Raw genomic sequence first — 13,051 nt, forward strand, 5'->3', positions numbered from 1 at the left:
TCGTCTTGCTCCGTTGTCGGCCTCCAATATGCCCATTATTTTTTGCATGGAAAGAAACGAAGATGTACGGTTGTCGTGCATTTATGTATGGGAGGGTTTTGATGGACTGGAGCGATCTGCGCATCTTCCTCGCGATTGCCCGCGAGGGTACGCTCGGCGCTGCCGCGCGAAAGATCGGTCAGACCCAGCCGACGATGGGCCGGCGGCTTCGCGCGCTCGAGACGGCGCTTGGCCAGACACTGTTCCAGCGCACCGCCGACGGCTTTGTCCTCACCGACGAGGGCACCGCCGTGCTGCGGCATGCCGAGCGGATCGAGGAGGAGGCGCTCGCATTGGAGCGGCATGCGACCGGCGCGGAGACGCAGCTCGACGGGTTGCTGCGCCTCTCGTCGTCGGACTGGTTCGGGACGGTGATGCTCTCGCCGGTGATCGCGGCCTTCGGCAAGCGTCACCCCAAGGTGACTGTCGAGCTCCTGACCGACGCGCGCCTCTACAGCCTGCCGCGCCGCGAGGCCGATCTCGTCTTCCGCATCAAGCCGTTCAGTGAACCCGAGGTGATCTCGCGAAAGCTGCTTCACATTCCCTACGCGCTTTACGACAAGAAGGGCAGCAAGCCGCCGCGCGCCGGCGACGGCAGCGGCGTCCGCGTCGTCACCATGAACGCAGAATTCGCCGACATGCCCGATGCAGTGTGGCTGAAGCGCGTGCTGCCGAGGGCGGAAATCGCCTCACGCAGCAATAACCGCCAGGCGCAGGCCGAACTCTGCGCCGGCGGCGGTGGATTGGCCGTGCTGCCGCGTCCGCTCGGCGACCGCGACCGCCGCCTCGTCGCGCTCGACATCGGCTCGACGCCGCCCGGTCGCGACACCTTCGTCGGCTATCACCGCGACCTCAAGCGCCTTGGCCGCCTGCGCGCGATGCTCGACCTTGTGATCGAGCGGCTGGCGGGATGATGGTCTCGTAGCCAGGGTGACAGTCTGGATTGCTTCGCTGCGCTCGCAATGACGGTGGTGATGCAGTTTGTACACACCTCTCCAATGTCGTCCTGGCGCAAGCCAGGACCCATCACCCCGGTCGGCGTTGCCGAAGCGCGATGTGGCCACCAGCGTTCGCCGCAACCAAGTTCGGTGGGTATGGGTCCTGGCTTTCGCCAGGACGACACTGAGAGTGGCGCGACGCTATCGCCATCTCATCGCGCAGCCCGCAAAAACAAAACCGTCATAGTCTCTAACGGCTACTAACCAACGCCTGACTTAAAACTGTCATAATCGCCGAATGGAACCCGCGCCCGCGCGCTCTTTACACGCCGTTAAGTGCACCTGCATTGGATGCGCTCGGAAAGTGCGTTGGGGACTGCGATGAGTGCCGCGAAGAAGATGCCGGGAAAACCGGCCGCCGAAATGTTTGACGACATCCCGGTGCTTCAGCGCAAATGGCGCGCCGCGTTGAAGCCGGGCGAACGGCTGCCGCGCTACGAGGACGTGATGCTCGGCAGCCTCGGCCGGCTCGCCGACCATATCGCACTGCTGAAGAACGACGGTGCGCTCGAGCTATCGCGCAGCGGACGCTACGTGCAGAAATGGCTCGGCGAGGAGCGCTGGGACATCCCCGTCGCCGAGCTCTCGCCCGATTGCGCCACGGCGCTGTCGGAGGCGGCGGCGATTGCGCTTGCGAACGGACGGCCGCATCAGGCGAGCGCGCATTGCGTGCGCGACGGCATGGTCAGGACCTACGATGTGCTGGCGCTGCCGACCGCCTCGCGCTGGGGCGCGACGCTGGTCGGCGCCTATGTCAACGAGCGCGGCACGCAATACAATCTGCTGGATGCGATTTTCGCCTCGACCGACGACGCGGTGATCTCGCTGGCGACGCTGCGCGATGCCGGCGGCAAGCCGTTCGATCTCCAGATCGTGCATCACAACCAGAGCGCCGCCACGCTGCTGAAGGTCGCAAGTGCCGGCCTGCTGTGGCGCCGGATCGGCGAGGGCAACACCCTGCTGGCTGCGTCCGACATCATGGAATTCCTTCTCAAGGCCGTCCGCGGCGGCCGCGGCGAACAGCTCGAGATCGAGCACGAAGGCCGGCATCTCCGGCTCAGCGCCACCGCCTTCGCCGACGTGCTCTCGCTGACGATCTCCGACGTCACCGCGTTGAAGCGGCGCGACGCCTCGTTCCGGCTGCTGTTCGACAACAACCCGATGCCGATGTGGGTGTTCGACGCCGAGACCAAGCAGTTCCTCGGCGTCAACGATGCCGCGGTCCAGCATTACGGCTACAGCCGTGCCGCCTTCCTGCGCATGAAGCTGCACGAGATCTGGCCGGAGGACGAGTGGGACAGCCACGCCGAAGCGCTCGATCGTGTCGGCGACACCTATCATTCCTCGCGCAACTGGCGGCACCTGCGTGCCGACGGCAGCGAGATCGAGGTGCTCACCTTCGGCCGCCGCGTGGCCTTCGACGACCGCGACGGCTATCTGGTCGCGGTGGTCGACATCACCGAACGGCGCAAGGCCGAGGCGCGCATCGCCCACATGGCGCACCACGACGGGCTCACCGACCTGCCGAACCGCGAATACTTCCAGGAGCGCCTGAAGCAGGCGCTCGACCAGGCCGGCGGAAAGCGGGTCGGCGTGCTCTACATCGATCTCGACCTGTTCAAGAACATCAACGATTCCTTCGGGCATCCGGCGGGCGACCGCCTGTTGAAGGAGGTCGCCGAGCGCCTGACCACCGCGGTCCGCGGCGCCAATCTCCCAGCCCGGCTCGGCGGCGACGAGTTCGCCGTGATCCTGGCGGCCGATGTCTCGCCGAACGAGGCCAGCGCCTGCGCGACCCTGTTGATCGACATGCTGAAGGCGCCATATCAGATCGACGGCCAGGAGATGGTGATCGGCGCCAGCATCGGCATCGCGCTGTCGCCCGGCGACGGCGTGACGTCGGAGGAGTTGATGCGCAACGCCGACATGGCGCTGTACCGGGCCAAGTCCGACGGCGGCGGCGTGCACCATTTCTTCGAGCGCGAGATGGATCTCCAGGCGCAGAAGCGCCGCGACATGGAGCTCGATCTGCGCCGCGCCTTCGCCAACGGCGAGTTCGAGCTGCACTATCAGCCGCTGGTGTCGATCGCCTCCGATCGCATCTCCGGCTTCGAGTCGCTGCTGCGCTGGCGTCATCCCGACAAGGGCATGATCTCGCCGGCGGAGTTTATCCCGGTCGCCGAGGACATCGGCCTGATCACCCAGCTCGGCGAATCGGTGCTGCGCGAGGCCTGCGCCGAGGCGGTGAAATGGCCCGTCGACGTCAAGGTCGCGGTCAATCTGTCGCCGGCGCAATTCCGCAGCCGCAACCTGGTGCAGGTCGTGATCTCGGCGCTGGCGCAGTCCGGCCTGTCGCCGAAGCGGCTCGAACTGGAGATCACCGAGTCGATCTTCCTGGCCGAGACCGATGCCAATCTCGCGATCCTGCATCAGCTGCGCGAGCTCGGCGTCGGCATCTCCATGGATGATTTCGGCACCGGCTATTCCAGCCTCAGCTATCTCCGCAGCTTCCCCTTCGACAAGATCAAGATCGACCGCTCCTTCGTCAAGGATTTGGCGCAGCGGCCCGATTGCGTCGCGATCGTGCGCGCGATCTCCGGGCTCGGCCGCAGCCTCAACATCACCACGACTGCGGAGGGCGTCGAGACCGAGGACCAGCTCGACTGGCTGCGCGCCGAAGGCTGCAACGAGGTGCAGGGCTTTCTGTTCAGCGCGGCGCGGCCCGCCGCCGAGATCGAAAAGCTGCTGGCGGATTTCGGCCAGCGCGCCTCACGGGCGGCGTAACGCGGGTGGAAAGCAGTCGTAGACCAGCGCCTTGAAGGCGGGCGTGATGCGGCTGCGTTCGTTCTGGGTCTGCTGCATCATCAGGTAGACCATGTCGAGCTTGGGATCGACGCCGAAATAGGTGCCGCTGCCACTGTCCCATTTCAACTCGCCGATCGAGCCCGGGGGCGGCGGCTTCGCATTGCCGGGATCGGTGCGCACCGCAAGGCCGTAGCCATAGCCGAAGCCGTCACCCGGGAAATAGAAATAGTCGCGTCCGACGCCGGATCCGGGACCGACGTGATCGGTCGTCATGGCCTTGAAGGCGGCCGGGCTGAGGTAACGCCTGCCCTCGAACTCACCGCGGTTGAGCAGCATCTGCGAGAAGCGCTGATAGTCGTTGATGGTCGAGAGCAGGCCGCCGCCGCCGGACTGCCATTCGGGATGGTCGAGCCGGTCGCGCTCGGCGGCGAGCAGGATGTAATCGTTCGGCAGCGGCCGCGCCATCCGAGCCAGTTCGTCTTCCGTCGCGAGTGCAAACTTGGTGCTGCTCATGCCGAGCGGGTCGAGGATGCGCTGCTTCAGGAAGTCGTACAGGGTCTGGCCCGAGATGATCTCGATGATGGCGCCGAGCACGTCGGTTGAATGGCCATAGCGCCACAGCGTTCCCGGCTGCCGTGCCAGCGGCAATTTTGCGATGCGATCGGCGAATTTCCTGTTGTTGAAGGGATCCTCGAAAATGTTGGCAGCCTTGTAGGCCTGCTCGACCCATTTGCCGCCGATATAATCGTAGCTGATGCCCGAGGTGTGTCGCAGCAGATCCTCGATGTTGACGGGACGGACCGGGGGCACGAGGTCCAGCTCCAGCTTGCCGTCCGGCTCGGTGACCTCCAGTCCCACCTTGGTGCCGGCGAAGAGGGGGACGTATTTCGATGCGGGATCGGTAAGCGCAAGCTTGCCCTCGTCGATCAGCATCATCGCGCCGAGGCAGGTGATCGGCTTGGTCATCGAGTGGATGGCGAAGATCGTATCCGGCGTCATGGCGAGGCCCGTCCTGACGTCGCGCACGCCGAATGTCTTCAGATAGACCGGCTTGCCGTGCTGCTGGACCATGATCACGGCGCCCGGCAACCGGCCGCTCGTCACCTCGTTGTCGAAGAACGCCGTGATGCGGTCGAGCCCTTCGGGCGCAGGTGCAGGGATATCGGCGGCTCGGCTTCGCGCCATGGTGCCGGCGAGCAGCGCGGCTCCGACCAGAAATTCACGCCGCTTCATCTGGGCTCCCTCCCTCGCCGGGATCAAAGCCGCAAGATATTCAGGGCGTCAACATGTCATCGATCAAAATCGTGTCACGATTTCCGAAAGGAACGGTCGCGGACGGTCCTCGCTCGGCTTGGTCGGCGTGCCGATATGGATGAAGCCGGCGAGCTTTTCGTCCGGCTTGAGGCCGAGGCCGTCGAGCACGTCGCGGTCGAACGAGAACCAGCCGGTCAGCCAGCATGCGCCGTAGCCGAGCGCCGTTGCAGCCGTGACGATGTTCATGGCGCTGGCGCCCGCCGACAGTTCCTGCTCGAAGGCCGGTACCTTCGGATGCGGCCTGGTGAAGCTGACGATGCCGATCACGAGCGGGGCATCGGTGAGCCGTTTCCGCTCGATGTCGACATCGGCCGCCGGCGCGCCGGGATTCTTCCGCGCAAAGACCTTCGCAATCACCTCGCCGGCACGCTGGCGCGCATCGCCTTCGAAAATGATGAAGCGCCAGGGCGCGAGCTTGCCGTGATCCGGCACGCGCGCGCCGATGGTGAGGATCGTCTCGAGCTCGGCCTCCGAAGGGCCGGGCCCGGTCATCTCGCGCGGCTTGACCGAGCGGCGGGTCTTCAGGAGTTCGATGGCGTCGGGCACGGGCGTCTCTCTCATGGAACCAATTGGGCACCGCATAGCATGCGATCCTGCCGGCCACGAGACTGAACAGGCTCATTTAGACCGATTGTGATCGGGGCCTATTTGTGCCTCGTCGGCGCAGCGACAGCTGGCGTGCCCGGCATACAGTTGATGCTACCGATGCCGTTCGGGCCGTATTGTACGAAACCCGTTGCCGTCGTCGGCGAGTGCGGCGCCGAGATCGGCAGATACACATAGCAGATGGTGCCGTCGACCGGATCGCGCAAGCGCTGGACCACCGTATCCTGGAGCGGGCCGGCGAATTGCCGTTCCAATTGCATGCGCGGAAGCTTGGCCCATTCGCCCGATGGCTGGAATTGTTGCGGCGGCGGTTGTTGCGGCTGTTGCGCGACGACAGGGGGGGAGCCGAGCACGACTGCGGCCAGCACGAAGGCCGGGAAGGGAAGCTTCATCTGCGGCACCAACGTCAGAACTCGACCGCCATACCGGCGCGGCCGATATGCTCGCTTCCACCGCCATTGGAATAGCCGCCAAACAGCACCGTCGGCGTCGTCCAGTCCAGGCGATGTGAGATGCCGATGCCCACGCCGGATTGGCCGCGATAATATCCGGCGTTCACTGCGACTGTGGTCCTGCCACGCGCCGACGGCATCAGCACCGGTGCGGCTGACACCGCGGCGACGATGCCGCGCCGGGCCTCCTGCTGGTTGGCGGCGATCTCGCTTTGCAGGCTGCCGATCTGTGACTGGAAGCCTGCGACAGCCGACTGGAGCTGGCCGACATTGACTGCATCGGTCTGGTTGACGCCGGCGGCGACATTGGTGAGGCGGCGCTCATTGCCGGCCGAGCCGAACGACACGGTGTTGGCGACGGTGTTGGTCGAGCCTGTACCGATCGCCACTGAGTTGGCCGCGGTTGCCGAGGCATTGGTGCCCAACGCGGCCGAGTTCGAGCCCGTCGCAACCGCACCGTCGCCGAAGGCCGCGCCGCCATTGCCTGCGGAGGCTGCTGCGCCGACGGCTACCGAGCCGGTTGCCACCGCACCGGTGCCGATCGCAATCGCATTGGTGCCGGTCGAGGCGGAATTCAACCCAATTGCGATCGAGCCGGACTGGGTGGCCTGCGCATTGCCGCCGATCGCGATCGCATCGGTACCGGAGGCGTTGGCCGCTGCGCCAGCGCTGTTGACCTTGGTGTACTGAGTTGTCCCGGCGATGCCGGCCACCGTCGCACTCAGCGAGGCAACGGTCTGGTTCGTGGCGTAGAGCTGGCTGCCGTTGACGGCGTCGGTGCTGGTCGCGTCAACGGCGCCCGCGGCGACGCCAGTCACGGTGCGGTTGCCCGATGTGCCCGACACGTCGACCACGGTGCCATCCGTGCTGCTGCCGATACCGATGACCTTAGTCGACGAATTCTGCTGCACGAGGCCGATCGACCCGTTGTCGATCTGCGTCTGCAAGTTGCTGATGCTGGTCGCCGTGCTGCTTAGCGCAGCGTTCACGGCAGAGAACGCGCTGCCGACGTTGTTATAGGAGACGCCCTGGATCATGTAGCTCGGCGCAACCATCTGTCCGCCGGCATCGAGCGTTGTGCCGAATGCTGCGGCGACCCTCTGGTTTGCAGTGTAGAGCTGGCCGCCATTGACGACATCGGTGCTGGTGGAAGACAGCGTGCCGGCGGCGACATTGACGATCCTGCGCTCTTTGCCGGCCGAGCCGACCGAGATCGTGTTTGCGACATTGGCGACGGACTTGGAACCGAGCGCAACCGCGTTGGATGCAGTCGTTTGCGCACCTTCACCGATGGCGACGCCCGAAATTGCCGCCGCTGAAACATTTGTATTGAAACCAAGAGCGGTCGAGTCCACGGCGTTGGCGCGCGCGTTCCAGCCAAATGCCGACGCAGCTGTGGCGCCCGCGACACTTGTGTAGCCGTAGGCCGAACTCCCCTGGCCGGTTGCCGCCGCCGCTTGCCCGACGGCCGTACTGTAGTCGCCATAGGCGTGCGCCGTCCGTCCGACAGCGGTTCCGGCGAGATGGGCTTGCGCGGAACTGCCGATTGCGATTGCGCCTGAATTGTCGGCAAGCGCATCCGAGCCGAGTGCGACGCTGTCCGCTCCGGTTGCCTCGGCGCTCTGCCCGATCGCCAGCGCGCTCTGCATCGTCGCCTGACTCTGCCGGCCGAACGCAATGGCGTAATCACCACTGGCGCTCGCGGCGTAGCCAACGGCGACGGAGGCTACGCCAGTTGCTGTGCTTGAAGCGCCGAAGGCGGAGGACTGTGTCCCGCTCGCCGTGCTCGAATTACCGAAAGCCGAGGCTTGCTGGGCGGTCGCGCTGCTGTAGGAGCCGAAGGCGGAAGTCTGCGCTGCTGTCGCCTCGCTTCCGTAGCCCACCACCGTCGAATCCGTCCCGCTGGCATTGCTCGTCGCTCCGACCGCGGTGGCGTGGCTTTGCGACGCACTACTCAGAAAACCGACCGCGACACTATAGGCTCCCGCGGCATCTGCATAGTTCCCCACCGCCGTACTGCTGGAAGCCGAAGCGGATGCAGCGTTGCCACAAGCGAATGAATCGGCAACGGGCGCGCTGCCACCGCCGGAATCGAGCAGGCAGGTTTCGGCGTAGACAGCTTCGGGCAAGACAATGAACCCGACTGCGAACATGACAAGAGCGACAACGGCACCTGAAGCCGGCCGCCGAAACCCGGCCGCCTCGGGCTCGGCTCGCAAATTCGTATCGAGTTCACCAAACATGACCAATGTTCGCGCGGAGCCCGGTACGTCGGTATCCCCAATTCATGGGGTAGTGCTCCGGAAGTCGGGCTGGTATCGCGCTCTGAGGGCGGCCACCTTGCTGCGCAGACGCGCAGACGCGCAGACGCCCAGACGTGCAGACGTGCAGACGTGCAGACGTGCAGACGTGCAGACGTGCAGACGTGCAGACGCGCAGAGCGCGCCGGCAGGCGCGCCCTGTTCGTCAAGTTCAGTGGCAGGTTCTAAACGATGCCCCGTGCCCGCACGACGTCGGGCGGGGTCGCTTCCTCGACCAAGGCGGCGATCGCCTCCGCCGTCGTCATCACCTTCTGGCCGTCGCTGCCGAGCCGCCGGACGGAGACCGAATGCGTCTCGGCCTCCTTCTTGCCGACCACGAGCAGTGCCGGGATCTTGGCCAGCGAGTGCTCGCGGACCTTGTAGTTGATCTTCTCGTTGCGCAGGTCGATCTCGACTCGAAGCCCCGCGCGCCGCGCCTGCTCCAGGACCTGCTTGGCGTACTCGTCGCCTTCGGAGGTGATGGTCGTGACCACGGCCTGCACCGGCGAGAGCCAGAGCGGAAAATTGCCGGCATAGTGCTCGATCAGGATGCCGATATAGCGCTCCATCGAGCCGCAGATCGCGCGATGCACCATCACCGGCGGTTTCTTGCCGCCGTCATGGTCGATGTAGAACGCACCGAACCGCTCCGGCAGGTTGAAGTCCACCTGCGTGGTGCCGCACTGCCAGTCGCGGCCGATGGCGTCGCGCAGCACGTATTCGAACTTCGGCCCGTAGAAGGCGCCTTCGCCCGGGTTGATCTCGGTCTTGATGTGATCGTTCTGCGACTGGATCTCGCGCAGCACCGTCGCCATCACGCGCTCGGCGTGATCCCACATCGCATCCGTGCCGACGCGCTTGTCGGGCCGGGTCGACAGTTTCACGGTGAGATCGCCGGTGAAGCCGAAATCCGCGTAAGTCGACAGGATGAGATCGTTGATCTTCAGGCATTCCTCGGCGAGCTGGTCCTCGGTGCAGAAGATGTGCGCATCGTCCTGGGTGAAGCCGCGCACGCGCATCAGGCCGTGCATGGCGCCGGATGGCTCATAGCGATGCACCACGCCGAACTCGGCGAGCCGCAAGGGCAGGTCGCGGTAGCTCTTCAGGCCGTGCTTGAAGATCTGCACATGGCCCGGGCAGTTCATCGGTTTCAGAGCGAACCAGCGCTTGTCCTCGGCCTCGTCGCCGGCCGACTGCGCCGCGAACATGTTTTCGCGGTACCAGCCCCAATGGCCCGAGGTCTCCCACAAGACCTTGTCGAGGATCTGCGGCGCGTTGACCTCGCTGTAGTCGCCGGTCAGGCGGCGGCGCATATAGGCGATCAGCTGCTGGAAGATGGTCCAGCCCTTCGGATGCCAGAACACGACGCCCGGACCTTCCTCCTGGAAATGGAAGAGGTCGAGCTCGCGCCCGAGCTTGCGATGGTCGCGCTTTTCGGCCTCCTCGATCTGCTTGAGGTAGGCGTCGAGATCCTCCTGCTTGGCGAAGGCGGTGCCGTAGATGCGGGTCAGCATCGGGTTGTTGGAATCGCCGCGCCAATAGGCGCCGGCCACCTTCATCAGCTTGAAGGCATTGCCGACCTTGCCGGTCGAGGTCATGTGCGGGCCGCGGCACAGATCGAACCAGTCGCCCTGGTAGTAGATCTTGATCGGCTCGTTGCCGGGAATGGCGTCGACCAGCTCGACCTTGAACGCCTCGCCCTTGTCGCGGAACACCTGCTTGGTCTTTTCGCGATCCCAAACCTCTTTCGTGAAGGGTTTGTCGCGCGCGATGATCTCGCGCATCTTCTTCTCGATCGCGGCAAAGTCTTCAGGCGTGAACGGCTCGTTGCGGAAGAAGTCGTAATAGAAGCCGTTCTCGATCACCGGACCGATGGTGACCTGGGTGCCCGGCCACAGCGTCTGCACGGCTTCGGCGAGCACGTGCGCGCAGTCGTGGCGGATCAGCTCCAGCGCGCGCGGATCGTCGCGGTTGATCAGCTCGATCTTGGCATCGGCTTCGATGGGATCGTCGAGGTCGGCGACCACGCCGTCGAGCGCCATCGCGACCGTGCGCTTGGCCAGCGACGGCGAGATGCCCTTGGCGATCTCGAGGCCGGTGATGCTCTTGTCGTATTCGCGCCGGGCGCCGTCGGGGAAGGTGAGGGTGACTTTGGCTGCGGGGGTCACGGGCTTCAGATTCGAGAGGCTGTACTGGAAGCCGGATTCGGATTTGGGCTGGTCGGTCATTGCTTTTCTCCTGAAGCTCACTCCTGCGAACGAGCGCAGGTAAGCGGGAACGAGCGATATATCAGGCGATTCGGCCTGCGCAATCCGGCATTTCCAAGAAAGTGGCACGCAAAAGCTGCGGCCTTGCACCAACTATTTCGGGCAGCGGCCTTTAACAGGCGGCAAGCCGGCTCTACATGCAGTTGCATGCAAAAATCCCCCGCCGCCGGCCGTTTCGCGCCAACCGCCCTCATGCTCGGCAATCTCGTCACCGGCTGCTCGGTGCTGGCGCCGGCGGGGATGCTGCCGGAATTGTCGGCGGGGCTCGGCATCAGCATTCACGCGGCCGGGCTCCTGATCACCTTCGGCGCGATCACGCTGTGCATCGGCTCGCCGCTGACGGCCTGGCTCACGAGCCGCATCGAACGGCGGACGCTGCTTGCGACCACGCTGGCGGTGCTCGCCTTCGGCAATCTCGCCTCGGCGTTCGCGCCCGACTATGCGAGCCTCCTCGTCATCCGCCTGGTGATGCTCGCGGTCGGCGCGCTCTATACGCCGCAGGCGGCCGGCACGGCGGCGCTGATCGTGCCGGCGGAGCGGCGCGGCAGCACGATTGCCTATATCTTTCTCGGCTGGTCGCTGGCGGCCGCCGTCGGCCTGCCGCTGATCACCTTCATGGCCAGCCGCTACGGCTGGCGCGCGGCCTATGGCGGGATCGGCGCGCTCGGCTGCATCAGCTTCTTGTTGTTGCTGCTGCGCCTGCCTGCCGGACTGAAGGGCACGCCGGTGGACCTGAAGACCTGGAGCGCGGTCGGCCGCGACAGGACGGTTCTGCTGCTGCTTGCGATCACCATGCTGCAAATGTCCGGGCAGTTCGTGGTGTTCACCTTCATGGGCCCGCTGCTCAAGAAGCTGACCGGGGCGGGGCCGGACGCAATCGGCATGGTGTTCGGCATCTACGGCCTCTGCGGTTTCCTCGGCGTCGTGATCGCGACCCGCATCGTCGATACCTGGGGTCCCTATCGCACCTCGCTGCTGTTCACCTGCCTGCTGCTTGCGGGCATTGCGGGCTGGGCGCTCGGCGCCGGCACGTTCGTCCTGATGGCAGGTGCCGTCGCGATCTGGGGCCTCGGCTTTGCCTCGACCAATTCGATGCAGCAGGTGCGGCTGGTCGCGACCGCGCCGCCGCTTGCGTCCGCCACCGTCGCGCTCAACACCTCCGTCCTCTATATCGGCCAGGCGGTCGGCTCCGCCATCGGCGGGCTGCTGTTCGCCCACGAGCTCCTGCACCCACTCGGCTTCGTTGCGGTCGGCTTCGTCGTGCTGGCGCTGGTGCTGGTGATCCTGACCCGGCCCGGGCCGGCTGCCGCCGCCTGAACCGGCGTTTTCGTGCGTGCAAGGTGCTTGGCAAACCGCGCGCGGGAGCGCTAGAAGGCCGGTCATGGGGACCAAAGAGAGTTGACTGAGATGAGGATGATTCTGGCGGTTGCCGCGGTGCTCTATTCAGCCTCCGCGTTTGCGCAAGCCGACAAGCCACCGATGGTGGGGGACAAGCCCTTGGTGCAGGTCAAGCCCAAGGGGACCAAAGCGGGGACCAAGGAGGCAGCGGCCAAGCCGGCCGCAGCGCCGAAGGGCAAGCCGCAATCGATCGCCGCACGGCTCCAGGCCTGCCTCGATCTCGATGACGGCACCAAGGACCGCCTCAATTGCTACGACGCGGTGATCCCGCCGGCGCCGAAGCCGAAGCCGGCGAAGGCCAAGGGCTACGCCGATTGCCGTTTCTTCAAGGAAGAGGACGAGCGGCTGGCCTGCTTCAACGGTTTTGCCGAGAGCATTCCGAAGCTGCCCAAGACCTAAGGTCAAGACGCCGGACGGCTAGTCGCTGATCCGGCTCAGCACAGCCCTGAAGGCAACGCCCGGCGCTTGCAGCGCGTTGCCTTCGAATTCCGCCGCGTCGCCGTCCTCGCGGCCGGTGAGCGTCAGCGTGATCCGGTCGATGCCGAACAGCCCCTTGAAGGACGGGTCGTCGTTGTAGCGCTGGGTCGAGATCTTGACCTTGATCGCGTCGCCTTCGCCCGTATAGGTGCCCATGAAGGCGAAGGCGGAATTGCCGCCGCGCATTTTGCCATCCACCACATAGACGACACCGCACCCGGTTCCGTGAACCGTGTGGAAGTCGACCTTGTACAGTCCCTGACGCACGACCTGTCCCCGCAGAAATTCCAAATCCAACGTGGCCGGCAAACTATGATCGTTGCCAGCGGAAACAATCCGGTGGCTCACGGGGATGTCGGCCATCAACATCACATTTTGATCACGGCTTGAGAGAA

The 13,051-nt window shown here is 65.2% G+C and carries 10 protein-coding genes; 4 read left to right on the top strand and 6 right to left on the bottom strand.

What is annotated here, in order from left to right; genetic code table 11:
- The first annotated feature begins 101 nt into the window (after nucleotides 1–101).
- Nucleotides 102–953, top strand: coding sequence for a LysR family transcriptional regulator (locus ACFLEY_RS16735; RefSeq protein WP_028175857.1), 852 nt, complete (start codon nucleotides 102–104; stop codon nucleotides 951–953).
- A 405-nt stretch (nucleotides 954–1,358) separates the two neighbouring features.
- Nucleotides 1,359–3,821: a putative bifunctional diguanylate cyclase/phosphodiesterase gene (locus tag ACFLEY_RS16740; RefSeq protein WP_396604699.1), complete on the top strand. Its 2,463-nt coding sequence runs from the start codon at nucleotides 1,359–1,361 to the stop codon at nucleotides 3,819–3,821.
- Here the strand turns inward: ACFLEY_RS16740 and ACFLEY_RS16745 are convergent.
- The 5 genes from ACFLEY_RS16745 to thrS all read right to left on the bottom strand — a co-directional run bounded on the left by ACFLEY_RS16745 (nucleotide 3,807) and on the right by thrS (nucleotide 10,742).
- Nucleotides 3,807–5,075, bottom strand: a complete 1,269-nt coding sequence (locus ACFLEY_RS16745) for a serine hydrolase (protein ID WP_060908038.1) — start codon at nucleotides 5,073–5,075, stop codon at nucleotides 3,807–3,809. The genes ACFLEY_RS16740 and ACFLEY_RS16745 overlap by 15 nt on opposite strands.
- Nucleotides 5,076–5,138: 63 nt before the next feature.
- Nucleotides 5,139–5,702 carry a nitroreductase gene (locus ACFLEY_RS16750; protein ID WP_060908037.1) on the bottom strand — a complete coding sequence of 188 codons (564 nt, stop codon included), beginning with the start codon at nucleotides 5,700–5,702 and terminating at the stop codon, nucleotides 5,139–5,141.
- Between the two features lie 98 nt (nucleotides 5,703–5,800).
- Nucleotides 5,801–6,154: a hypothetical protein gene (locus ACFLEY_RS16755; RefSeq protein WP_171901104.1), complete on the bottom strand. Its 354-nt coding sequence runs from the start codon at nucleotides 6,152–6,154 to the stop codon at nucleotides 5,801–5,803.
- Between the two features lie 14 nt (nucleotides 6,155–6,168).
- Nucleotides 6,169–8,223: a YadA-like family protein gene (locus ACFLEY_RS16760; protein WP_171901103.1), complete on the bottom strand. Its 2,055-nt coding sequence runs from the start codon at nucleotides 8,221–8,223 to the stop codon at nucleotides 6,169–6,171.
- Between the two features lie 476 nt (nucleotides 8,224–8,699).
- Nucleotides 8,700–10,742 (bottom strand): threonine--tRNA ligase, encoded by a 2,043-nt coding sequence (gene thrS, locus ACFLEY_RS16765; RefSeq protein WP_060908034.1) that lies wholly within the window; start codon nucleotides 10,740–10,742, stop codon nucleotides 8,700–8,702.
- Nucleotides 10,743–10,928: 186 nt separating this feature from the next.
- Here thrS and ACFLEY_RS16770 point away from each other — a divergent pair, with 186 nt between their 5' ends.
- Both ACFLEY_RS16770 and ACFLEY_RS16775 read left to right on the top strand, forming a co-directional pair.
- Nucleotides 10,929–12,098 (top strand): MFS transporter, encoded by a 1,170-nt coding sequence (locus ACFLEY_RS16770; protein ID WP_060908033.1) that lies wholly within the window; start codon nucleotides 10,929–10,931, stop codon nucleotides 12,096–12,098.
- A gap of 90 nt (nucleotides 12,099–12,188) precedes the next feature.
- On the top strand, nucleotides 12,189–12,578 hold the full coding sequence (locus tag ACFLEY_RS16775; protein ID WP_011088283.1) for a hypothetical protein: 390 nt from the start codon (nucleotides 12,189–12,191) through the stop codon (nucleotides 12,576–12,578).
- A gap of 18 nt (nucleotides 12,579–12,596) precedes the next feature.
- Here the strand turns inward: ACFLEY_RS16775 and ACFLEY_RS16780 are convergent, their stop codons facing one another.
- Entirely contained in the window at nucleotides 12,597–13,019 is a 423-nt protein-coding gene (locus tag ACFLEY_RS16780; RefSeq protein ID WP_244651789.1) for a GrlR family regulatory protein, read from the bottom strand.
- Nucleotides 13,020–13,051: the final 32 nt, after the last annotated feature.

The organism is Bradyrhizobium sp. YCK136, assembly GCF_044570075.1.
GTDB lineage: Bacteria > Pseudomonadota > Alphaproteobacteria > Rhizobiales > Xanthobacteraceae > Bradyrhizobium > Bradyrhizobium diazoefficiens.

Excerpts from the sequence above, each read along its gene's own strand:
- ACFLEY_RS16770 (WP_060908033.1), top strand. The coding sequence starts at position 10,929 with ATGCAAAAATCCCCCGCCGCCGGCCGTTTCGCGCCAACCGCCCTCATG.
- ACFLEY_RS16740 (WP_396604699.1), top strand. The coding sequence starts at position 1,359 with ATGAGTGCCGCGAAGAAGATGCCGGGAAAACCGGCCGCCGAAATGTTT.
- ACFLEY_RS16775 (WP_011088283.1), top strand. The coding sequence starts at position 12,189 with ATGAGGATGATTCTGGCGGTTGCCGCGGTGCTCTATTCAGCCTCCGCG.
- ACFLEY_RS16745 (WP_060908038.1), bottom strand. The coding sequence starts at position 5,075 with ATGAAGCGGCGTGAATTTCTGGTCGGAGCCGCGCTGCTCGCCGGCACC.
- ACFLEY_RS16755 (WP_171901104.1), bottom strand. The coding sequence starts at position 6,154 with ATGAAGCTTCCCTTCCCGGCCTTCGTGCTGGCCGCAGTCGTGCTCGGC.
- ACFLEY_RS16780 (WP_244651789.1), bottom strand. The coding sequence starts at position 13,019 with ATGGCCGACATCCCCGTGAGCCACCGGATTGTTTCCGCTGGCAACGAT.
- thrS (WP_060908034.1), bottom strand. The coding sequence starts at position 10,742 with ATGACCGACCAGCCCAAATCCGAATCCGGCTTCCAGTACAGCCTCTCG.
- ACFLEY_RS16735 (WP_028175857.1), top strand. The coding sequence starts at position 102 with ATGGACTGGAGCGATCTGCGCATCTTCCTCGCGATTGCCCGCGAGGGT.